We start from the raw sequence: 22,585 nt of genomic DNA, 5'->3' as shown, positions 1-22,585 counted from the left end.
GTGGGGCCGTCTCCTCGTCAGTTGTGGCCTTGGTACTGGTGCGTGATGTTCAGGGGAACAGGCGTCGCAGTCTGCGACCGGCGACGGAGGCCGCACCCCGGAGGCCGGACGCCACGCGCACTGCCAGCGCCCCGGAGTGCGTCGCGTAGGGCTGTACCAGCAGCACGCCGTGCCGGAGGCTCGGCACCGCGCGGCGGCGCAGCAGGCCCGGACCCGACAGGGCGTGGGCCGTGGTCTCACAGTTCGTGCCGTCGTCGAAGCGAAGCGTCAGCCGCAGGTCCCAGGTGCCGGCGCCGAGCGTCCCGAGGTCCAGGGCCGTCTCGGCCGTCCAGCCGCCCGAGTCCGTGTCCCGTGCGAGCCGGGCCGTGCGGGTGAGGCCGACCCGTGCGCCGTCCTCCCGCAGCACGCACTCCACGTCCACCCGGTCCGGGCGCGCGTTCTCCACCCGCCCGTACAGCTCGTGCAGGCGCAGCCGCAGCAGGGAGGCACGCGCGCGGGGGTGCAGTTCCGCGTCGACGGCGACGGGAAGGTGGTGGATGGGGCGGTGCAGCACGTGCTCCAGCTGGACCTGCGGAAGGTCCGCCGACCAGATGGGGACGCCGTCCTCCGTGCTCGCGTAGGGCGGGGTCAGCCGCGCCGGGTGGGCCGCCAGTTCCTTGAGGCGGTGCAGGTCCCGCGGCTGTTCGGAGGCGAGCACCACCTGGGCGACGACCCGGCCCGGCACGGACGCCTGCGCGAAGTCCGCCGCGTCGAAGTCCGACAGGTACGCGCGCGTGAGCCGCCACCACTCCTCCCGGTACTCCGCGGAGCGGAGCGGGAGTTCCCGGGCGTACATGCGCAGCCCGCGATCCAGGAAGGCGGTGCGCGCCGACCGGGCGAGCCGTTTCTCCCCGGCGCCCAGCAGGATCTCGTGCGCCTGCCGGTTCGCCTCCATGCGCGCCGTCCAGTTGTCGATGCCGGCGCGGTCGAGGGAGATGGACAGGCGCCGTGCGGAGCGGCGGACGTGCCAGACGTAGACGGTCTCGGGGACCAGGGCGATGCTCGGTCCGGCGGCGAGGACGCGCGCCCCGAAGACGAAGTCCTCGTAGGGGAAGCGGCCTTCGGGGAAGCGGATGGCGTGCTCGCGCAGGAAGTCGGTGCGGTACAGCTTGTTGACGCACAGCGTGTCGTGCGCCAGGCGGGGACGCCGGGTGGGGTGCGAGACCACCGCGGGCCGTTCGTACAGCTCCGGCTCCCAGGGCGTCTCGCGGCCCGACGGCAGCTCGCGGCGCACGCACAGGCCCGCGGAGAGCTCGGTCCCGTGCGCGACGGCCGCCATGAGCAGCGCGTCGGCCGCGCCCGGCGGCAGGATGTCGTCGCTGTCCAGGAACATCAGGTACGGGGCGGTCGCCGCGTCGATCCCGTCGTTGCGGGGAGTGCCGCAACCGCCGCTGTTGACGGTTCTGCGCACCACTTTCACGCGCGGGTCCTCGGCCGCGAGGGCGTCCAGCAGGTCGGGGCTGCCGTCCGTCGAGCAGTCGTCGACCGCGATCACCTCGCGGACGACACCGCCCTGCGCGAGGGCCGAACGAACCGCCTCGGCCACATGAAGGGCGTCGTCGTACCCGATGACGACGACGCTGACCTGTGCATCGTCGGGGTGCATCAATTCCACGAGCTAGGAGAGTACGGATACCTGGTAATCATCTGTTAAGAGGGGATGGGTTGTCTGTGGGGAAGAGGGCAGGAACACGGCAGGGGTTCCATGCCGGCGCGTTCGGTTCCGACCGGCGCGGGAGGGAGCATCCGGAGCGCCACAGGCGGGCGAAGGACACGGCCGCGGCCAAGGCCAGCAGTCCGTTGCGCACCAGCATGACCGCGCAGCCCGCCCAGGTACCGCTCACCACCTCCCCGTAGAAGGCCGGATACTCCACCGCGCTCACCGCGCTCGCCACGAGGACCAGCAGCGCGACCGGCCGCTGGGTGGTGTGGCGCGACGTCAGGCACACGGCCGACAGCCCGACCAGCCACACCATGTACTGGGGACTGATCACCCGGCTCGTCACCGTGAACATCAGGACGGCCGCGAGAGCCGCGTCGTACGGGGTCGCGGGCGTCCACCGGCGGGCCCGCATCCGCCACAGCAGCAGGAGGACGAAGGCCGCCGCGGTCAGCGCCAGCGAACAGAGGGCGACCGTGTGCACCTGAGGGCCCACGAACTCCACCGCGCCGTACTGGTAGCGCGTGTGCCCCGGCCAGCCGGCCCGGCGGGCGAGCATCAGCACCGTCCCGCCCAGTGACTCGACCTGCACCCCCCGGCCGCCCTGCTGGCGCAGGAAGTCGAACGGACTGCGGAACAGGACCGCGAGCAGGACGAGCAGCGTGACCGCGGTGACCGCGGCCGCCGTCAACGCCTCACGGGTCGTCCGGCCGCGCGGGATGCCGATGAGCGTCAGGGCCGGCCACACCTTCACCAGGGCGCCCAGCGCCGCGAACACGCCGCACGCGCGCGTGGAGCGCGTCAGCGCCAGCAGGGAGACGACCGCGAAGGCGGTGACCTGGATGTCGTACCGGGCGAGCGGGATGTGCAGCAGCAGGGGCAGGCCCGCCGTCCACACGGCCGCGCCGCGCAGCGAGCGGCCCGGACGGGTGCCCGCGCGCACCAGGGCGAGGGTGATCAGGGCGTCCGTGAGCAGCGTCAGGGCGACGAAGGACTGGAAGTACGTCAGTCCCGGCAGCAGCCCGGGGGAGAGCAGCACCAGGCCGGCGCCCGGCGGGTACTGCCACAGGTGGTCGCCCGACGGGAACGCGCCGTGGCGGAGGACGCCGTACCAGTGGAAGTACAGCCTCCACACCTCCTGGGCGACACCTCCCCGGCCGAGCAGGGGGTAATGGCCGTGGGCGAGCAGCCACAGCATCAGGACGCGGGTGGCGAGCCAGCCGGCGGCGAGGAGGGGCGACCGCGGGCGCCCGCGGATTCTCTTGCGACGGGGTGGCGGCACGGGCGCGGACGGCGCCGCCAGGGGCTCCGTGGCACTCTTCAAGGCACTCATCAAGCCCGGATGGTAGGCCGCGTGCACGCCGTATGTGCGGAGATACGCCGTCAACAGCCCACAAAGGTTGGTTCATCACACAAAAAGCGTCCCTGTTCAATGCGGGCATGAATCGGTCACCGGTGAGGCGTAGGGAGCGCGCGGCCGTTCTCGTGCCCGTGGTCGTCATGCTGGCGCTCGGGCTGTGGGGACTGGACCGCGGCGGCATGTGGCGCGACGAGGCGGCCACCTACCAGGTCGCCCGGCGCTCGCCGCGGCAGATCTGGGATCTGCTGCACAACGTGGACGCGGTGCACGGCCTCTACTACCTGCTGATGCACGTGGTGATGGCCGTGCGGCCGGGCGAGGTGCCGCTGCGGCTGCCGTCGGTCTGCGGGGCCGCCGCCGCGGCGGGGCTGGTCGCCGCGCTCGGTGCGCGGCTGTGCCGGCCGCGGGTGGGACTGTGGGCCGGGCTGCTGTACGCGGTCACGCCGATGGCCGGGCACTACGCCCAGGAGGGCCGCTCCTACGCGCTGGTGGCGGCCGGGGTCGCGGGCGCGACGCTGCTGCTGGTGCGGGCGGCACGGGGCGCGAGGTGGTGGCCGTACGGCGTGGCCGTCGCGGTCACCTGCCTGCTGCACGAGTTCGCGGTGCTGGCGCTGCCGGCGCACGCCTGCACGCTGGCGCTCGCGCGCACACCGGCGAGGGTGTGGCGGGGGTGGGCCTGCGCCGCGGGGGCGGCGGTCGCGGTGCTGCTGCCGCTGGTGCTGGTCTCCCGGGGGCAGGCGGCACAGGTGGCGTGGCTGAGGCCACCGGACGGGGCGAGCGTGGTGCGGCTGGCGCGGGAGTTCACGGGACCCGGGCGGGTCGTTCTGGGCCCGTATCTGGTGCTGGTGGCGCTGGCCGTGCGGATGCCGGGGCCGCGGCAGGGGGTGTCCCTGCCGGGTGTGGCACTGCCGCTGCTGCTGATCCCGCCGGCGGTGCTGATGACGGTGTCGCGGTTCTCGCCCCTGTACGACGACCGGTACGTGCTGTACGCCCTGGCCGGGGCGCCGCTGCTGGCCGCGGCGGGCGCGGAGCGGATCGCCGGGGCGGTGCGCCGGCCGTGGGCCGCGAGCCGCACGGCCGCCGGTGTCGCCGCGCACGCACCGAACCGCGGTGCCGCTGCCGGGATTCCGCTGCCGGCGCGGGGCGGGCCCGTCTCGCCCGGTGGTGCGGTCGCGCTGCGGGAGCGGCCGCGGGTGTCGCCGCCCGGCGCCTCGGTGACCGCCCGGCGGCACCCGTGGCCGGGGCGGCACGGCGTCGCCCTGCTCGGCGTGCTCGCCGTCTGCGCCGATCTGGTCGCGCAGTTCCCCCTCCTCGAAGCCGATCGCGGTGCCGCCCACCGGCCCGACGACCTCGCGGCCGTGTCCGCGCTGGTGGCGCGCCAGGTGCGGCCCGGCGACCCCGTGCTGTTCCTGCCGTCGCTGGAGCGTCGGTCGGCGCTCGCCTATCCGACGGGCTTCCGCGGGGTGCGGGACGTGGCGCTTGAGGTGCCCGCCGCCGTGGACGGGACGCTGTACGGCCGGGAGGCCGGCCCGGGGGAGGTGAGACGGCGGCTCGGGGGGCTGGCCCATGTGTGGGTGGTCGGCGGGCCGTTCGCGCTGCGGCCCTCCTGGACTCCCGGGGACCCCACCGAGCGCGCCAAGCTCGCGATCCTGGAGGAGCAGTTCATCACCCGCAAGGAGTATGCGAGCCGCGGCGTCACCCTTCGACTCTACGTACGCCGTCCGCCGGTCCGGCCGGCCGCCGGAAGTTCCGCGTCCTCGGCACAGCCCGGCGCGTTCTCGAGCGCCGACGCGTCCAGCGCCCGGGTGAGCAGGTCGAGGCGGGCCTTGAGGGCGGTGATCTCCTCCAGCTCGAAGCCCGTCGACGCGGCGATCCGGCCCGGCACCAGCAGCGCGCGCTCCTTCAGGGCCGTGCCCGCGTCCGTGGGGCCGACACGGACGGACCGCTCGTCCTGCGTGCTGCGCTCCCGCCGCACCAGGCCCGCCGCCTCCAGCCGCTTCAGCAGCGGCGACAGCGTCCCGGAGTCCAGCCGCAGACGCTCCCCGAGCTTCTTCACCGGCAGCTCGCCGTGCTCCCACAGCACCAGCATCACCAGGTACTGCGGGTAGGTGAGCCCCAGGTCCTTGAGTACGACGCGGTAGACGCCGTTGAAGGCGCGGGCCGCGGCGTGGAGCGAGAAGCAGATCTGGTGGTCGAGGCGCAGGTACTCCTCGTCCACGGGGGCGTCGGCGCGGGCACGCGTGCTCGTCATGCCCCTCAGGATAACTCCGGGGCATTCAGTTGTGCACAACTAAATTGTGTGCTTCACTCTTCTTCGTGAGGCGGTCCCGACGCAAGGGCGACCGCCGGGCACGACTTCGAGAGGGACGGATTTCCATGGACGCGCTCTACACCGCTGTCGCCACCGCCACCCACGGCCGCGACGGGCGTGCCGTCAGCTCCGACGGCACGCTCGACCTCCAGCTGGCCATACCGGTGGCGATGGGGGGCAGCGGCCAGGGCACCAACCCCGAGCAGCTGTTCGCCGCCGGGTACGCCGCCTGCTTCGCCAGCGCCCTCGGCCTGGTCGGCCGGCAGGCGAAGGTCGACGTCAGCGACGCCGCGGTGACCGGCGAGGTCGGCATCGGCAAGCAGGGTGAGGGCTTCGGCCTCGCGGTCACCCTGCGCGTCGAACTGCCGGACACCGTCGACGAGGCGACCGGCCGCAAGCTGGTCGAGCAGGCCCACCAGGTCTGCCCCTACTCCAACGCCACCCGCGGCAACATCCCCGTGGAACTGGTCGTCGAGTAACCCGGGTCAGCGCCTTCCCGTCAGCAGGTCGCTGTCGCCGGTCGCCGGGGCCGGGATCGACGGCGGGACGTCGGGCTCGCCCAGCATCAGGGTGCGCACCACCCGCTGGGCCGCCCGCCCGTCGTCGAACTCGCAGAACCGCGCCCGGAACCCGGCCCGCAGCCGCGCCGCATCCGCGTCCCGCCAGCACCCGGAGGCGAACAGCCACGCCAGTTCCCGGTAGGAGCGCGAGACATGACCCGGCGGGTCGGCCGTGATGTCGAAGTACGCGCCCCGGCCGGCCGTGAACGCGCCCCAGTCGTCGGCGTGCACCACGATCGGCCGGTCCAGGACGGCGTAGTCGAACATCAGGGCCGAATAGTCCGTGACCAGCGCGTCCGAGGCGAGCATCACCTCCTCGACGTGCGGTTCGTCGGTGGCGTCGACCACGACGCCCCGCCGGTGCAGCTCCGCCAGCCCCATCCCGCGGGCCGGCCCGTCCGCGAGCGACGGGTGCAGACGCACGACGAGGGTGTGGCCCTCGCCCAGGTCCTCGGCGAACCGGGCCGCGTCGAAGCGCTCCGCATGGCCGCCCCGGACGTGGTCGCGGCGGGTGGGCGCGTACAGCACCACCGTGTGGTCCTCGGGGATGCCGTGCCGAAGCCGGAACCCGGCCCCGTCCCCGGGCCCCGCGTTGACGAGGACGTCGTTGCGCGGGCTCCCGGTACGGGCAGAGGCGAAGTGACAGGGATAGGCGCGGTCCCAGACCAGCTCGGAGTGGCGGTTGGCGACCAGGCTGTGGTCCCAGCGGTCGGCGCGGCGCAGCATCTGCGGCACGTCGAACCCGTACCGTGCGCCCGGCTTGCCCAGCAGATCGGCCCCCATGTACTTCAGCGGGGTCCCCTGGTGGGTGTGGATGTGGACGCTTCCCGGGCGTTTGACCAGGGCGCCGGGCCAGTTGACGTTGTTGACGAAGTACGTGGCCCGCGCGGTGACCCGGTGGTAGGCCCACGAGCCCGGGACGACGTACTCGATGTCCGGCGGCAGGTCGCGCACCTGGTCCTCCCGCACGACCCACACCCCCCGGATGTCCGGGGCGAGCTCGCGCGCCGCGCGGTGGATCGCGGCCGGATCGCCGAGGACGCCGCGGTGCGAGAACGCGGAGTAGACCGCCAGGCCCGGATCCAGGCTCCGGCGCCCGTGCGCCCAGGACCAGCCGCGTTTGATCCGCCCGGCCGCCGCCCCGCGGACCTGCCGGCCGCGCTCGCCGAGCGCGGTGCCCGCGGCGGCGGTCCGCTGCCGGGCCCGGTAGCGGGCGTAACCTCCCTCCAGGACTCGCAGTTCGGCGGGCACCGGCTCGTCGGTGCGGTGCCTGCGGAAGAGTTCGGCGGTGCGGTCGAAGAACTCCCGCTTGTCGCCGGCGGGCAGCCGGTCCGGCTTGGCGAGGATGTCCAGACAGTGTTCGCCCATCTTGTGGCGCAGGTAGGGGCGCCAGCGGGCCGGCTCAGGGTGGGCGTCGACGAACGCGAAGACCCGTTCGTACTGGTCGTGGACGTCGAAGTGCTTGCGGCTGGTGGTCGACAGGATGTTGCCCTGGCGGCGCTGCCGGTAGTTCAGGCAGATGCGGTCCAGGGTCGCGATCCGCCGCGCGGACAGCAGCGCGGGGAAGGTCCACGGGGTGTCCTCGTAGTAGCCGGGCGGGAAGGCGAAGCCCTCCCGCTCGACGAAGTCCCGGCGGTAGGCCTTGTTCCACACCACCATCAGCAGTTCGAGGATCTCGGGGTGCTCGGCCGCGGTGAAGGTGCCGTCGCCCGCCTCGGCGAGCACCCGGGCCAGCGCGTTGCGGCGGGTGCCGCCCCACCAGTAGGTGCGGGCGTAGTCGAACACGAGGACGTCGGGATCGCCGGTCTCCTCGAGCCGGTCGGCGATCGCGCGCAGCGCGCCCGGGGTGAGCGTGTCGTCGCTGTCGAGGAAGAGGAGGAAGTCGCCGGTGGCGTGCGGCATTCCCGCGTTGCGGGCCCGGCCGAGGCCGACGTTCTCGGTCAGGTGCAGCACCCGCACCCGCGGGTCGCGCTCGGCGTACCGGTCGAGGATCGCGCCGCAGCCGTCGGGGGAACGGTCGTCGACGGCGATCACCTCGATGTCGGTGTACGACTGCCCGAGCACCGAGTCGAGGCACTCGCGCAGGAAGCCCTGCACCTTGAAGACGGGGACGATGACGCTGAAGCGGGGCACGGGTCAGCTCCTCACGAGGGCGTGGGCCGGGGCCGGGATGCGCTCGGCGAGCGGGATCACGGGCGGGATCGACTCGGGCGGCTGGCCCAGCAGCACCCGGCGTACGACGCGTTCGGCGGCGCGTCCGTCGTCGAACTGGCAGAAGCGCTCCCGGAAGGCCGTGCGCAGGGCGGCGGCGGAGCCGTCGGCGTACGAGCCGTCGCGGAAGGCGGCCGCCAGCCGGCCGGGGGTCCGTGCCACCCGGCCCGGCGGGGTCCGCATCAGGTCGAAGTAGACGCCCCGGGTCTCCCGGTAGACGTCCCAGTCGTCCGCGTACACGACGATCGGCCGGTCGAGGTTGGCGTAGTCGAACATGATCGACGAGTAGTCCGTGATCAGCGCGTCGGCGGCCAGGCAGACGTCCTCGGAGGAGCGGTGCCGTGTCACGTCGATGATCCGGCCGTCGCCGCGCGCCCGGCCGCCGTCGTAGAAGTAGTGGGCCCGCAGCAGCACCACGTAGGAGTCGCCGATCGCCTCGCAGAACGCCTCCAGGTCGAGGTGCGCGTCGAAGCCGGTGCTGTAGTCCCGGTGCGTGGGCGCGTACAGGAGGGCCGTCTTGTCGTCGGGGACGCCCAGCTCCCGGCGGATGCGGGCGACGTCGTCGGCGGTCGCCGTGTAGTAGACGTCGTTGCGGGGATAGCCGTACTCGAGGGTCTCGTAGGCGCCCGGGAAGGCCCGCTCCCACATCTCGGTGGAGTGCCGGTTGGAGGAGAGGTTGTAGTCCCAGCGGTCCACGCGTGCCAGCAGCTTGGTGAAGCTGCCGGTCGCGGCGGCCACCACGGGGTACGTCGACTGGTCGACGCCCATCTTCTTCAGCGGGGTGCCGTGCTGCGTCTGCAGGTGCACGCTGCCGGGGCGTTTGACGACGCCGTCGGCGAAGTTGGCGTTGTTGATCAGGTACTTGGCGCGGGCGAGCACGTCCCAGTACGCACGCGTGCCGATCACCGCGTACTCCACGTCCTCGGGCACGCCGTCCACCGCGTCCGGCTCGACCAGGAACACCGAGCGGATGTGGGGGGCCAGTTCGCGGGCCTCGGCGTGGAGGGCGGCCGGGTTGCAGGCGTAGCCGCGGCCCCAGTAGGCGCAGTACACGGCGAGGTTCTCGTCGAGCGGCCGGCGCAGCTGGAGCGCGTACCGGGCACGGGTGCGCGCCATGCGGGGCAGCGGCGTCCCGCGTACCGTCCTCGCCGCGGCCTGGTTGGCGGACCGCAGGGCGCGGAACGCGTCGTAGGCGCCGGCCGCCAGCAGCCGGTGCTGCACCCCGACGCTGCCCGCGGGCGGCCGGAACCCGGCCGGGCGGTGACGCCGGTACAGACGGGCCGCCCGCCGGAAGAAGGCCCTGCGCAGATGCGCGGGCAGCCGCTCCGGATGCGCGGCGGTCCTCAGCACGACGGAGAAGAGCTGCTCGAACAGCGGCCGGAACCGGTCTACGGGCAGGGCGAGTTCCGCGGCCCGGACGAGCACCGTGTCGAGCTGGTCGAGGAGGTCGAACTGGTGCACGCCGGGGGTCTGCAGCCGGCTGCCCTGGCGGCGCACCAGATGCCGTACGCAGACCGAGCGCAGGACCGCGACGCGGTCGGCGGCGAGCGTGACCAGTCCGCCCCAGCCGATGTCGGTGAAGAGGCCCGCGGAGAAGACGAGGTGGTGCTCGGTGACGAAGGCGCGCCGGTAGGCGGCGCTCCACACGGGAACGGACACACCGGTCAGCCGCGGGGCCCGGCCGGGGGCGAACGCCCCGTCGGGCGCCGGGCCCAGCGGGGGCGTGGACGTCTCGGCGTCCCACCAGTGGACCCGCTCGTGGTCGAGGTAGAGGACGTCCACGTCGCCGGTCGCCGCCAGGCGTGCGTCGATCGCGGCCAGCGCGCCGGGCGCGAGGAGGTCGTCCCCGTCGAGGAACAGCAGGTACGCCCCGGTCGCCGTCCCCATTCCGGTGGTGCGGGCCACGCCCAGGCCGCCGGAGGGCGGCGAGGTGAGGGCGACCACCCGTGGGTCGCGCTCCGCGTACGCGGCGGCGACCGCGCCCGCCGGGGAGTCGGGCGCGTCGCAGACCGGGATCAGCTCGAAGTCGCCGAAGGACTGGGCGAGAACCGAGTCCAGGGCCTGGGACAGACGGCCGGCGACGCCGAAAGCGGGGACGATGATGCTGAATCGGGGCATTCTGGTCTTTCTCTCGGGCCCGGTCCGTGTCCTGGGGCCGTGTGTCGTGGAAGGCGGAAACGTCCGGGACTCCGTGGGCCGGGCGTCGTGGGAGCGGGGCGCCCGGGACTCCGTGGGCCGGGCGTCGTGGGGGCGGGAACGTCCGGGACTCCGTGGGCCGGGCGGGTCAGCGGCTCTCGATGTCCGGGACGGGGCGGCCGGGCGCCGGAACGGTCGCGAGCCGTACGGTGGGCAGGCCGGTCGAGGCGGACGGCGCGGGGCGCCGGTCGTCCAGCGGCACGACCGACGGCTGCCAGGCGTTCTCCCCGAGCACCACCCGGCGCACGATCCGCTCGGCGGCGCGCCCGTCGTCACAGGGGCAGAAGCGCTTGCGGAAGGCGGCCCGCAGGTTCGCCGAGTGCGAACCGCACCAGTGCCCCGTGGTGAAGATGTCGATCAGCTCGTCCTCGCCGCGGGCGATCGCGCCCGGCGGGAAGGCGCGCAGGTCGAAGCAGGTGCCCCGGGCGGCCTGGTACGCCTCCCAGTCGTCGGCGTACACGACGATCGGCCGGTCGAGGTTGGCGTAGTCGAACATGATCGACGAGAAGTCGGTGACCAGCGCGTCCGAGGCCAGGCACACCGACTCGACGCTCGGATGGCCGGTGACGTCGATCAGCCGGCCCCCGGTGGTCCGGGTCAGCGGCTCACCGTAGGAGGGGTGCGCGCGGGTCAGCAGCACGAAGCGCGGGCCGAGCTCGTGCAGGAAGCGCTCCAGGTCGAGCCCCGGGCGCTGGCTGCGGCGGTAGTCGCGGTACGTCGGCGCGTACAGGATCGCCACCGAGCCCTCGGGGATGCCGAGGGTCTGGCGCAGCCGGGCCACGTCCGCCGATGTCGCCCGGGCGAGGACGTCGTTGCGGGGCAGCCCGTATTCCAGGGTCGTGAAGCGCGAGGGGAAGACGCGCTCCCAGACCACAGTGGAGTGGCGGTTGCCGGACACGACGTAGTCCCAGGTGTCGGCGGAGCGCAGCATCCGGGCGAAGTCCGCGTCGCGGGCGGCGGCCGGACGGTCCCGGAGGTCCAGGCCCATGCGCTTGAGCGGGGTGCCCCGCAGGGTCTGGATCACGATCTGGCCCGGCCGCTTGACCACCCCGGGGTCGAAGTCGGCGTTGTGCACCAGGTACTTGGAGCGGGCCAGCGCCGTCCAGCACGCGGCGGAGCCCGGTCGCAGCCTGCGGGTGGCCACCGGGATCGTGGGGTGGTGCTCGGGCTCGGCGATCCATGCCGTGCGGATGTGCGGGACCAGGTTGCGGAAGGTGGACTCCAGCGCGGCCGGGTTGCAGCCGTACCGGCCGCCCCCGTCACTGGTGAAGACGGCCCGGTCGGCGCGCAGGGGGAGGCGCAACTGGATGCGGTAGTACGCCCGGAGGGCGGCACGGGCCAGGCGGCGGCCGGTGCCGGCGGCCGCGCGCCGGGCGCGGTGCCCGAGGCGGGACACCAGGGACAGCAGGCGGTAGGTGCGGTGGCTGCCGAACCGGATGAGCAGATGGCGGGGGCGGAGCGGGACGCCCGGGACGTGGTGGCGGCGGTAGTGGGCGCGGGCCCTGCGCAGGAACTCGGCGTGGCTGCCCCGGGGCAGCCGGCCGCGCCGGACGAAGACGGTGGCCAGGTGGTCGACCATGCGGCGGAACAGTTCCGGCCGCCAGTGGGCGAGTTCCGGGTGTGCGTCGAGGAAGGCGAAGACCCGGTCGTACTGGTCGAAGACGTCGAAGTGCCGGTCGCTGGTCGAGCCGAGGATGCTGCCCTGGCGGCGCTGGCGGTAGTGCACGCAGACCCGGTCGAGGGTGGCGATCGTGTCGGCGGACAGCAGCACCGGGAACGTCCAGGGGGTGTCCTCGTAGTAGCCGGGCGGGAAGGTGAAAGCCCCGCGCTCGACGAAGTCCCGGCGGTACGCCTTGTTCCACACCACCATCAGCAGGGACAGCAGGCCGGGGCGGTCGTCGAGCCGGAAGGGCGCCGGGCCCCGCTCGGTGAGCCGGTCGGCGAGGCGGTTGCGGACCGTCCTGCCCGTCCAGTACGTACGGGCGTAGTCGAAGACCAGGACGTCCGGGTCGGAGGTGGCCTTCAGCCGGTCGGCGATGCCCTCCAGCGCGCCCGGGGTGAGGGTGTCGTCGCCGTCGAGGAAGAGCAGGTAGTCGCCGGTCGCCCGGCGGATCCCCGCGTTGCGGGCCCGGCCCAGTCCCACGTTCTTGGGCAGGTGCAGGGCACGGACGCGGGAGTCACGGGCCGCGAACTCGTCGATGATCGCGCCGCAGGCGTCGGGCGAACGGTCGTCGACCGCGATCACTTCGAGGTCCGCGTACGACTGCTCCAGCACGGACGCGAGGCACTCGTGCAGGTACGCCTGAACCTTGTACGCGGGAACGATGACACTGAACCTGGGCAAGGGGCATCCATGGGTCGGCGCGGGCATACTGCCCGAAAACGTCCGAAGGGGTGGTTCGGTTACGTCCGCTGCGCCATACGGGGGAGCGGCCAGGGAACCCCCAGGTGGACGCGCGGGGGTGGACCGGCACCGGCCCACCCCCGGACGACCGCTGCGGGCGCCCCTACTTGACGGCTCCCGCCATGACCCCCGACACGAACTGCCGCTGGAACGCGAAGAACACCGCCAGCGGGATCACCATCGAGATGAACGCGCCCGGCGCCAGGACGTCGATGTTGTTGCCGAACTGGCGCACCTGCGTCTGCAGCGCCACCGTGATGGGCTGCGTGCTGGACTTGGTGAAGACGAGCGCGACCAGCATGTCGTTCCACACCCACAGGAACTGGAAGATGCCGAGGCTCGCGATCGCCGGCCCGCCCAGCGGCATCACGACCCGGGCGAACAGCCGCAGTTCGCCGGCGCCGTCGAGGCGGGCCGCCTCCAGCAGCTCCCGGGGGATCTCCGCGAAGAAGTTCCGCAGCAGGAACACCGCGAAGGGCAGACCGAAGCCCGTATGGAAGAGGATCACCCCGAGGACCGTGCCGAACAGGCCGATCCTGCCGAACAGCTCGGCGATCGGGATCAGCGCCACCTGCACCGGGACGACCAGCAGCCCGACCACGCCGAGGAACCACCAGTCGCGGCCCGGGAACTCCATCCAGGCGAAGGCGTACCCGGCCAGGGAGCCGATCACCACGACCAGGACCGTCGCCGGGACCGTGATCAGGACCGTGTTCACCAGGGAGGTGGTGATGTCGCTGTTCTCCAGGAGCTTCTGGTAGCTCTCGAACGTCAGCTGCGACGGCCGGCTGAGGACCTTCCACCAGCCGGAGGAGCTCATGTCGGACGGCTTGCGCAGCGAGGCCAGCAGCAGACCGATGGTCGGCACCAGCCAGAACAGGCCGACCAGGACGAGGAAGACGCGCAGCAGACCGCCGCTGACGCCGCCCGCGAGCCGGGCCCCGAGGGACCGCCGTGCCCTCACGACGGTGACGGGTGCCGCCTTCGGCGGACTTCCGGCATGTGTCGTCATCGCCGCACCTCCCGCCTGAGCCTGCGGATGTTGCTGCGTCGTCCCGGGGGACGACCCCCGGACCCCCGGCCGGGAGAGGGATGCGGTCTCATCGCCTGACCTCCCGCCTGAGCCTGCGGATGTTGAACAGCATCACCGGGATGACGAGCAGCAGCAGGAAGACCGCGATCGCGCTGGCGATGCCCGGCTGGTCCTCCGAGAAGCCCTTGCGGTACAGCTCCAGGGCCAGCACGTTCGCGTCGTCCTGGGACGAGCCCGGCGGAATGATGAAGACCAGGTCGAAGATCTTCAGCACGTTGATCATCAGCGTGACGGCGACGACCGCCAGCACGGGCGCCAGCAGCGGCACCGTGACCCGGCGGAACACCTGCCACTCGTTCGCGCCGTCCACCCGCGCCGCCTCCAGCAGCTCCCGCGGCACGCCCGCGAGTCCCGCCGCGATCAGCACCATCGCGAAACCGGCCCACATCCACACGTAGGCGCCGATGACCGCGGGGGTGACGAGCGCCGGGCCGAGCCAGTCGACGCCGTTGTACGGCTCCCTGAAGTTGCTCGCCGGAAGCCGCAGCCGGGCGCCGTCGGCCGCGGCCGGGAGCGTGAACGTCCCGTCGGCGCCGGCCTTCGTGGAGGCGACGACCTCGCCGTCCTTCACCGCCTCGATCGTCATGCCCGCGTAGCCCTGCTCGGACGGGTCGACCGCGCCGAGCCTCCCCACCCCCTCGCCGCGGGTGAAGTCCTGCCAGGTCGTGCCGGTGACCTTGCCGGGCTCCGGCTTCGCCGGGGCCGCCCGCCGGGCGTCCTTCGGCATCTGGTCCGGGGCGACGCCCACGAGGGGCAGCGCGACCGGACGGCCGGTGTGCACGGCGGTCCGGGTGACGAAGCCGCCCCCGTCGGGCCCCAGGGGCGACCGGCGGCCCGGGTGCGCCTTCGGGAACGCGGAGGACTCGGCGAACGTGTCGTGGACGGACACCCACACCGCGTTGGCGACGCCCTTGTCCGGACTCTCGTCGTACACCAGCCGGAAGATGATCCCGGCGGCGAGCATCGAGATCGCCATCGGCATGAAGACGACCAGCTTGAACGCCGTGCCCCACCGCACCCGTTCGGTGAGCACCGCGAAGATCAGCCCCAGCGCCGTCGAGACGGTCGGCGCGAACACCACCCAGATGATGTTGTTCTTCAGGGCCGTGCGGATGCCGTCGTCCGTGAACAGTGCCTGGTAGTTGTCGAATCCGGCGAAGGAACCGCCGGACTGGTCGAGGAAGCTGCGGATCAGCGAGTACCCGATCGGGTAGACCACGAGCGCGCCGAGCAGCACCAGGGCGGGCAGCAGGAACAGGGCTGCCACGGTCCTGCGGGTGCCGGTCACACTCTTGCGCGTCCTGGGCGGCGGGGCGGGGGCCTCGGGGACCCCCGCCGCCGTGGTCGGCGTCATCGCCGGCCCGGCCCGTCGGTGTCGTGTCCGGTCATCGCCGGATCAGCTCCCGTACGCCTTCGCCGCGTCCGCCTCCAGCCTCGCCTGGGTGCCCGCCACGTCCGCCGGGTTCTTCAGGAAGTCCTGGAGTTCCTTCCACTCGCCCTTGCCGGGCGTGCCGCCGAACGCCTGCGGTGCCTGGTCGGACATGTCGAAGCGGAAGTCGTCGCCGGCCTCGATCAGCGCCTTGGCCATCTTCTGCTGCACCGCGTTCGGATACGCGGACAGGGCGACCGACTTGTTCGGCGAGAGATAGCCGCCGAGACGGGCCTGGACGGTCGCCGCGTCCGGCGAGGCCAGGAAGGTGACCAGTGCCTGGGCCGCCTTGGAGTCCTTGAGGACGACGGCCGCGTCGCCGCCGGAGACCACGGGGGCCTGGCCGCCCACGGCCGGGAACGGGAACACCTTCGCGTCCGTGCCGATCTTCGCCTTGGTCTCCCCGATGTTGACCTGGGCGAAGTCGCCCTCGAAGACCATGCCGGCCTTCGGCTGGTCGCCGCCAGCGAAGGTCTGGGTGACCGAGACCGGGAACTCGGTCTGCAGCGCGCCCTTCGCGCCGCCCGCCACGTAGTCCTTCTTGCCCCAGATCTGGGCGAGCGTGGTCAGGGCCTCCTTGACGGAGGGGTCCGTCCATTTGATCTTGTGCTGGGCGAGCTGGTCGTACTTCTCCGGGCCCGCCTGGGAGAGATAGACGTTCTCGAACCAGTCCGTGAGGGTCCAGCCGTCGGCGCCGCCGACGGAGAAGGGGGTGACACCGGAGTCGTAGACGGCCTGGGCCGTCGTCATCAGCTCCTGCCAGGTCTTCGGCTCCTTGGCGCCGGCGTTCTCGAAGACCTTCGCGTTGTACCAGATCAGGGACTTGTTCGCGGCCTTGTAGTAGACGCCGTACTGCTTGCCGCCGACCTTGCCGATGTCCTGCCAGCCCTGGGAGTAGTTCTTGCCGAGTTCCGCCTGGGCCTCGGGGCCCAGGGGCTTGGCCCACTTCTTGTCGACGGCCTGCTTGATGGCGCCGGGCTGCGGGAGCAGCGCGACGTCCGGCGGCTGCCCGCCGGCGATCTTCGAACCGAGGAAGTTGATGATCGGGTCCTGGGCGGGCACGAAGGTCACCTTGGCGCCGGTGCGTTTCTCGAACTCGGCCAGCACCTTCTTGAAGTTCGCCTGTTCGGCGCCGGTCCAGACGGCGGAGACCTCCAGGCTCTGGCCGTTCAGCTCGGGGAGCGTCACCGTGGAGCCGCTCTCCCTGCCACCGCCGCTCGTCCTGTCGCTGCTGCTCTTGTCGTCGCCGCCCCCGCAGCCGGCGAGCGCGAGCGCCCCGGCGGTCACGGCGGCCGCCGCGGCCAGAGCGGTGCGGCGCGTCCGGCGGGCGGGCTGCTTCGGAGACCTGCGTGTACGAAGAGTGCTGTGCATCACTGCCCCGTTCTTCGTTCCTCGTTGAACGTTCGAGCGCTGTCCCGTGCGCTCTGGTCTACGCGGGGTCGTTCGGGGCGGCAAGAGCGCCTGCCGTGTCAACCAGGCGATCGTGACCCCCTCGTGACGTGCAGTCAGCCGAGCGGGGGACGGCACGCCGGGACGCGGGGCGTACGGCGCCGCCCGGCCCGTACACACGTGCGCACGTACGGGCCGCGGCGACGCCGGGACGATCCGGGCGACGGGGCCTACAGCAGGGACGGCACCTCCGCCGCCGACACCGATCGTGCGGCCCTCTCCAGCGCGCTCGCCAGCAGGGCCAGGTCCGTGGGCCCGTTGCCCAGCTCGCGGACCGGCCGGCGCGCCGGCGGGTCGCCCATGCGCTGCCACTCCAGGGCGACGACCGTGGGGCGGAGCGTCGCCGTCCGGGGGATGCGCCCCGTGATGCGCCCGCCCTGGAACGGCGTCACCCCGCCGTCCGGCCATATCACCTGTCCCCGGCCCGGCGCCGACTCCTCGCCCCCCGGCGACACCGCCTCCAGGGTGATCCGGAGCGAGGCCGCACGGGCCGGCCCCCACTCCGCCGTCCGCCCGCCCAGGTCCGCGGCGGCCACGAGGTGCAGCCCGAGCCGCTCGCCGTCCCGGGCCACCGCCTCCAGCGCCCGCACCACCGACCCGGCCGCGGGCCGGCCGGGTGAACCCAGTGCCGGGGACAGCAGCGCGTCCAGGTCGTCGACCAGCACGACCAGCCGGGGCAGCGGCGGCCCCGCCTCCGTCTGCTGCCGTGCCGCCGGCCGCAGCCGCAGCGTGGTACTCGGCGGGGAGTCCAGATCGCCCGAGGCCGTGCGCCCCGTCCGCTGCGGCGAGGTCCGGCCCGGCGCCCCCTGCTGGGCGTGCCACTCGGCGAAGCCGAGCCGTCCCAGCAGGTCCGCCCGCCGCTTCAGCTCGGCGCTGAGCGCCTGGGCGAACTCCCGCATGCGCACGGGGTCGTTGGCCGCCAGATGCGTCGTGACATGCGGCAGGTCCGTGCAGACCCGCAGGCCCTCGCCGCCGCTGCCGCCGTTCGCCCCGCAGTCGCGGCCGTCGATCAGCACGATCCCGAGGCGGTCCGGGCGCTCGGCCGCCGCGAGCGATGCGGCGATGGAGCGCAGCAGCTCCGTACGGCCGCTGCCGGGCGGACCCTCCAGCAGCAGATGCGGCCCCTCGGCCGCGAGGTCGACGGACACGGGGCCGCGCGGCCCGGCACCGAGCACCGCCCATGCGCGCCCGCCCGGTGCCCCCGGGTCGTCCGCCGCGTCCGCCCAGCGCGCCATCAGCGACGCCGGGGTGGCCCGCGCCAGGCCCAACTCGTCCAGCAGCCGCGCCGCCTGCGGCAACGGCGCCGACACGCGCGGGTGCCGGTCGCCGCCGCCCTCCGTCCGCAGCGGGGCGAGCGCCCGCGCGAACCGCTCCGCCCATGCCGCCGACACGGCGTCCAGGGCGGCGAGCGTGCCGCGCCCCACCGGACCGCGGTCGGCGTGCGCCGGGTCCGCCGCCTCTCCGGGCGCGATCCGCAGCAGCCGCAGCGCCGTCGCGACGTCGCCGCTCAGCAGCGCCGCGGCCCCGCACTCCCGGAACACCGGCGAGGCCGCGCACGCCGCCTCGTACGTCTCCGTCACGGGAGAGGCGGGGGAGGCGGACGGCGCCTCCGCCAGGCAGACGACGTGGATCCCGGCCCGCGGGCCCTCCTGCGCCAGACGCGCCACCGCCTCGCGCACATCGGCACCGCCCGGGTCGCCGTCCACGACCACCACCGTGTACGGCCCGGTGAACGCACCGTCCGCCGGGTCGTCGTCCCGCGCCCAGGAAGGACGGCGGACGGCACCCCGCGCGGGAGCGCCGGCGGCCCCGCCGGGCGGGGCCGGGCGCGGGACCGTGGCGGTGGCGCCGCCCGTGTCCGCCAGGTGGTCCGCCAGGCGGCGCAGGAGCTCGTCCGCGCGGGCCGTCGCCTGCTCCCGGTCGTAGGCCAGCAGGAGCCGGCAGTCCTGGCCGTGCGCCGGGCGCAGATGCGGCAGCCAGCCGAGCCACGACCAGTCGGCGAGGCGCTCCTCCAGCGGGCGTGAGCGGTCGGCGCTGATCAGGACCAGCTCCAGCGTGTCGGGGGAGTGCAGCGCGGCGAGCTGCGCCACCACCGCGCGCGCCAGGCCGGCCAGCCGCGCCCGGGGCCCGGCCAGACCGAGGGCGCCCACCTCGCGCAGCCCGGCGGTCACCGGCACCGCGGGCAGCAGTCCCGTCCCGTCCGGCGCCGCCCGGTCGGCCGTGCCCAGCCGCACGGTGAGCGTCTCGGGGTGCTGCGGGCCGCGCTCCCACAGCCGGGGTCCCGGCCCCAGCGCGGCGAGCAGCAGCGCCGCGGGGTCCGGCCACTTCTCCGGGGCACCGGTGAGGTGAGGCGCGGGTTCCGGGGCACGCCCGGAGTCGTCGTGCCCGTCCCGTGCCGCACCGTCCGGTTCGGTGCGGCCTCCCGCCAGCCGGCGTGCCCACGCGGTGAACCCGCCGCGCCTGCGCACCATCACCCCCGGCGGCAGCTCCGTCCCGCGCAGCGGGGTGCCCTTGCGCGTGCCCCCGCCCGCCGGGCCCTCGGGGAGCGGACCCCGGCCGCCGGCCCCCGGGGCGGCGGCCTGCCCCGGCACGACCGGCGCCGTGGGGGCCCCTGCCTGCTCCTGGGGGCGGGGGGAAGCCGAGAGCCCGGGGAAGGGGGGCTCCGCCGGGCTGTGCTCCTGTGCCCCCGGGGCGGCGCCGTCCGAGGCGCCCCAGGCGGTCAGGCCGAAGCCGTGGTGGGTGTCTCCGGAGAGGCCGCCGCCGTCCCCGGCGCGGGTCCCGGCTTCCGTGCGGCCCTGCGCGCCGGACGTCCCGGCGGTGGCCGGCCCGGCCCCTGGGGCGCCGTCCGCGCGTGGGTGCGGCGCGGCCGCCGCCGTCGCGCGCGCGTCGTCCCGCGCGCCGTCCGGGGCATCCCCGACGGAGGTCCCGCCCGCCGCGGGGACCCGTACATGCCCCTCCCCGTCCGGGGCCGTGCCGACGGTGCGCACCGTGCCGGGCGGGGCCAGCCGCAGGGCCGACTCGCCGAGGCGCAGCAGAGCCCCGGGGGCGAAGCGCACCGGACGGTCGGTCACCCGCCTGCCGTCGAGCACCGTGCCGTTGGTGGAACCCAGGTCGGCGACCGAGACACGGCCGTCGGCGGCGACCGTGACCGCGCAGTGCAGCCGGGAGACGTCCGGGTCGTCCAGCGGGACGTCCGCGTCGGCGGAGCGGCCTATGCGGATCGCGCCGCCGTGCAGCAGATGGACGCCGCCCGCGTCGGGGCCCGCCACCACGTGCAGCTGGGCCGCGTCCTCGTCCGGCTCGGGGCCCGGCTCCGCGGGGGCGCCCAGGGTCAGCACCGCGCCGTCCAGCAGCGGAGGCTCGCCCAGCGTGCAGCGCTGGGCGTCCAGGCGCTCCGCGCCCGCGTACAGCACCACGGGGCCTCCCCCGGGCTCCCGGCCACGCTCGGGCGCGGAGGCACCCCCGCCCCCGCCGACCGCCGAGGCGAGGCCGGCCGCCACCGCGGCCAGCGCCGTCCCGGCCGGCGCGGTGACCAGCACGTCGCAGCTCGCGGCGCGCGCCCGTGACTCCGGGGGCGGCCCCAGCGGGTCTACGACGGTCAGCCGGATCTGCATCGCCGTCAGCGGTCCCTTCTGCGCGGGCGCCCGGGCGCGGGACGGGGCCGCACCGCGGTCCCCCCACCGCGGACTCCCCCCACCGCACACGAGCGATCGGCCAATACGGGATGCATCCTTGCACCTGCCACTGACAGCGCGCCCGCCGCCCGGGGGCAAGTGATCTTGATTGGTCGGCTCTGCCCGCAAAAGTGCCTGACCGGTACCCGGCCGGCGTCCGCTTGAGATCGGTCACGTCCGCTTCGGGCAACCAAGTGCATCGAAGCGAGCGTCTTCTCATCGAACACATAGGGGAACCCCGTACGTACTGCACAACGGGGGACGCGGGAGGCGGGCGTACGGACCGACGAGCCGGGCCCCGGTGACCGCCGGTAACGGGAGAGATCGTCGACGCGGCCGCGGGAAGCCTGTGCCGGGTCCTGCGGCACTACAGTGGGGCGAACACCGGTAGCACGGTGGACGGACCAGACAGGCGAGCAGCAGGGAGCGCATGACGTGCGGCCGGTAGGCAGCAAGTACCTGCTCGAGGAGCCGCTCGGACGCGGCGCCACGGGCACCGTCTGGCGAGCCCGCATGGGGGTCCCCCCCGGGGCGGAGCTTGCCGGAGCTCCGAGGGGGAGGGAGACCGCGGGTGCCGAGGCGGCCGTCGCGGGTCAGCCCGGCGAGACCGTGGCGATCAAGGTCCTCAAGGAGGAGCTGGCGAGCGACGCGGACATCGTGATGCGGTTCCTGCGCGAGCGATCCGTCCTGCTGCGCCTGACCCACCCCAACATCGTGCGGGTGCGGGACCTGGTGGTGGAGGGCGATCTGCTGGCGCTGGTCATGGACCTCGTCGACGGCCCCGACCTGCACCGCTACCTTCGTGAGAACGGGCCCTTCACGCCCGTCGCCGCCTCGCTGCTCACCGCGCAGATCGCCGACGCGCTGGCCGCCAGCCACGCCGACGGGGTGGTGCACCGCGACCTGAAGCCCGCCAACGTGCTGCTCATGCAGCGCGACGGCCAGATGCATCCGATGCTGACCGACTTCGGCATCGCCCGCCTGGCCGACTCGCCGGGCCTCACGCGCACGCACGAGTTCGTGGGCACGCCCGCGTACATCGCACCCGAGTCGGCCGAGGGCCGCCCGCAGACCTCCGCCGTCGACATCTACGGCGCCGGCATCCTGCTGTACGAGCTGGTCACGGGACGTCCCCCGTTCGGCGGCGGAACCGCCCTGGAGGTGCTCCACCAGCACCTGAGCGCCGAGCCGCGCCGCCCGTCCACGGTCCCCGACCCGCTGTGGACCGTCATGGAGCGCTGTCTGCGCAAGAACCCCGACGACCGGCCGAGCGCCGAGAACCTGGCGCGGGCGCTGCGGGTCGTCGCCGAGGGCGTGGGAGTGCACGCGAACTCGGCCCGGATCGCCGCCGCCGAGGGCGTGGGCGCGCTGCTGGGCCCGGACCCTACGCCCACCGCCGTCCCCGGCTCCGCCGACCCCACGCAGGTGCTGCCGCAGGGCTCCGCCGGGTACGACCCGAACGCGGCGACCAGCGTCCTGCCGCACACCTCGGCCGGGGCCCCGGGCGCCGCCGATCCCACGGCCGTCCTGCCCAGGAACGGGGCCGCCGACCCGACGGCCGTGCTGCCGCCGGTGCCGAACGAGCCCGGCGGGCAGCCGCGGCCCGAGGAGCCGCACCCCTGGCAGAGCCAGCTGCGCGCGGCCCGCGACCGCAACGAGCAGACGCAGATCCAGTACCTCGACCCCGGCGAGGACCCGCTGCGCCGCCGCCCGCAGCGGCAGGTCGCACGTCCGCAGCAGCGGCCCCAGCAGCAGCCGCGGCCCCAGCAGCAGCCCGGCCCCGGGTACGGGTATCCGCAGCAGCAGGCCCAGCAGTACGCGCCCCAGCGGCAGCAGTACGCCCCCGCGCCGCAGCAGTACGCCCCCGCCCCGCAGCAGCCCCGGCAGCCGGCGCCGCGTCCGGCGCGCGAGCCGCGGCCGCCGCGGCAGCGCAGCGCCAACCCGATGAAGATCCCCGGCCTCGGCTGTCTGAAGGGATGCCTCTTCACCATCGTCATCCTGTTCGTCGCGGGCTGGCTGGTCTGGGAGTTGAGCCCCCTTCAGGACTGGATCGGTACGACGAGGTCGTACTGGGCGGAGCTGAGCCACGGGTTCGACAAGGTGACCGGCTGGATCGGGAAGCTCGGCAGCAGCTCCAAGTAGCCGGGACACGGATGTCCCGAAAGCCCCCCGAGCTTGGGGATTTGTCGACATCTGATG

Annotated in this window: 12 protein-coding genes; 2 read left to right on the top strand and 10 right to left on the bottom strand. The window is 74.1% G+C overall.

Features of this window, described 5'->3' with window-relative positions; genetic code table 11:
- Window positions 1-49 precede the first annotated feature (49 nt).
- From ACFYMU_RS19790 to ACFYMU_RS19780, 3 genes are all read right to left on the bottom strand, one after another.
- Window positions 50-1,645 (bottom strand): glycosyltransferase family 2 protein, encoded by a 1,596-nt coding sequence (locus ACFYMU_RS19790; RefSeq protein ID WP_388374561.1) that lies wholly within the window; start codon window positions 1,643-1,645, stop codon window positions 50-52.
- Window positions 1,646-1,682: 37 nt separating this feature from the next.
- Complete coding sequence (locus ACFYMU_RS19785) at window positions 1,683-3,032, bottom strand: glycosyltransferase 87 family protein (protein ID WP_388374488.1); 1,350 nt, start codon at window positions 3,030-3,032, stop codon at window positions 1,683-1,685.
- 1,735 nt (window positions 3,033-4,767) lie between these two features.
- Window positions 4,768-5,310: a MarR family winged helix-turn-helix transcriptional regulator gene (locus tag ACFYMU_RS19780; RefSeq protein WP_388374486.1), complete on the bottom strand. Its 543-nt coding sequence runs from the start codon at window positions 5,308-5,310 to the stop codon at window positions 4,768-4,770.
- Between the two features lie 125 nt (window positions 5,311-5,435).
- Between ACFYMU_RS19780 and ACFYMU_RS19775 the strand changes: the two genes are divergently transcribed.
- A complete protein-coding gene (locus ACFYMU_RS19775; protein WP_388374484.1) occupies window positions 5,436-5,849 on the top strand; it encodes an organic hydroperoxide resistance protein in 414 nt (137 codons plus the stop codon).
- Window positions 5,850-5,855: 6 nt separating this feature from the next.
- On the opposite strand, the gene ACFYMU_RS19770 is transcribed toward ACFYMU_RS19775, so the two are convergent.
- The 7 genes from ACFYMU_RS19770 to ACFYMU_RS19740 all read right to left on the bottom strand — a co-directional run bounded on the left by ACFYMU_RS19770 (window position 5,856) and on the right by ACFYMU_RS19740 (window position 20,326).
- Entirely contained in the window at window positions 5,856-8,063 is a 2,208-nt protein-coding gene (locus tag ACFYMU_RS19770; RefSeq protein ID WP_388374483.1) for a CDP-glycerol glycerophosphotransferase family protein, read from the bottom strand.
- A gap of 3 nt (window positions 8,064-8,066) precedes the next feature.
- Window positions 8,067-10,259, bottom strand: a complete 2,193-nt coding sequence (locus ACFYMU_RS19765) for a CDP-glycerol glycerophosphotransferase family protein (RefSeq protein ID WP_388374481.1) — start codon at window positions 10,257-10,259, stop codon at window positions 8,067-8,069.
- Window positions 10,260-10,425: 166 nt separating this feature from the next.
- A complete protein-coding gene (locus ACFYMU_RS19760; protein WP_388374479.1) occupies window positions 10,426-12,681 on the bottom strand; it encodes a CDP-glycerol glycerophosphotransferase family protein in 2,256 nt (751 codons plus the stop codon).
- A gap of 163 nt (window positions 12,682-12,844) precedes the next feature.
- On the bottom strand, window positions 12,845-13,753 hold the full coding sequence (locus tag ACFYMU_RS19755) for a carbohydrate ABC transporter permease (protein WP_388374477.1): 909 nt from the start codon (window positions 13,751-13,753) through the stop codon (window positions 12,845-12,847).
- 88 nt (window positions 13,754-13,841) lie between these two features.
- Window positions 13,842-15,188, bottom strand: coding sequence for a carbohydrate ABC transporter permease (locus ACFYMU_RS19750; protein ID WP_388374475.1), 1,347 nt, complete (start codon window positions 15,186-15,188; stop codon window positions 13,842-13,844).
- A 42-nt stretch (window positions 15,189-15,230) separates the two neighbouring features.
- Window positions 15,231-16,634, bottom strand: coding sequence for an ABC transporter substrate-binding protein (locus ACFYMU_RS19745; protein WP_388374473.1), 1,404 nt, complete (start codon window positions 16,632-16,634; stop codon window positions 15,231-15,233).
- 248 nt (window positions 16,635-16,882) lie between these two features.
- Window positions 16,883-20,326 (bottom strand): FHA domain-containing protein, encoded by a 3,444-nt coding sequence (locus ACFYMU_RS19740; protein ID WP_388374471.1) that lies wholly within the window; start codon window positions 20,324-20,326, stop codon window positions 16,883-16,885.
- 495 nt (window positions 20,327-20,821) lie between these two features.
- On the opposite strand from ACFYMU_RS19740, the gene ACFYMU_RS19735 reads away from it, so the two are divergent.
- Entirely contained in the window at window positions 20,822-22,528 is a 1,707-nt protein-coding gene (locus ACFYMU_RS19735) for a protein kinase (RefSeq protein WP_388374469.1), read from the top strand.
- Window positions 22,529-22,585: the final 57 nt, after the last annotated feature.

Origin of the sequence: Streptomyces sp. NPDC007264, assembly GCF_042869095.1 — a bacterium.
GTDB lineage: Bacteria > Actinomycetota > Actinomycetes > Streptomycetales > Streptomycetaceae > Streptomyces.
The sequence above is the reverse complement of the archived record's forward strand: the minus strand, read 5'-3'. Positions and strand labels throughout refer to the sequence as shown.

Excerpts from the sequence above, each read along its gene's own strand:
- ACFYMU_RS19790 (WP_388374561.1), bottom strand. The coding sequence starts at position 1,645 with ATGCACCCCGACGATGCACAGGTCAGCGTCGTCGTCATCGGGTACGAC.
- ACFYMU_RS19785 (WP_388374488.1), bottom strand. The coding sequence starts at position 3,032 with ATGAGTGCCTTGAAGAGTGCCACGGAGCCCCTGGCGGCGCCGTCCGCG.
- ACFYMU_RS19780 (WP_388374486.1), bottom strand. The coding sequence starts at position 5,310 with ATGACGAGCACGCGTGCCCGCGCCGACGCCCCCGTGGACGAGGAGTAC.
- ACFYMU_RS19775 (WP_388374484.1), top strand. The coding sequence starts at position 5,436 with ATGGACGCGCTCTACACCGCTGTCGCCACCGCCACCCACGGCCGCGAC.
- ACFYMU_RS19765 (WP_388374481.1), bottom strand. The coding sequence starts at position 10,259 with ATGCCCCGATTCAGCATCATCGTCCCCGCTTTCGGCGTCGCCGGCCGT.
- ACFYMU_RS19755 (WP_388374477.1), bottom strand. The coding sequence starts at position 13,753 with ATGACGACACATGCCGGAAGTCCGCCGAAGGCGGCACCCGTCACCGTC.
- ACFYMU_RS19750 (WP_388374475.1), bottom strand. The coding sequence starts at position 15,188 with ATGACGCCGACCACGGCGGCGGGGGTCCCCGAGGCCCCCGCCCCGCCG.
- ACFYMU_RS19745 (WP_388374473.1), bottom strand. The coding sequence starts at position 16,634 with ATGCACAGCACTCTTCGTACACGCAGGTCTCCGAAGCAGCCCGCCCGC.
- ACFYMU_RS19740 (WP_388374471.1), bottom strand. The coding sequence starts at position 20,326 with ATGCAGATCCGGCTGACCGTCGTAGACCCGCTGGGGCCGCCCCCGGAG.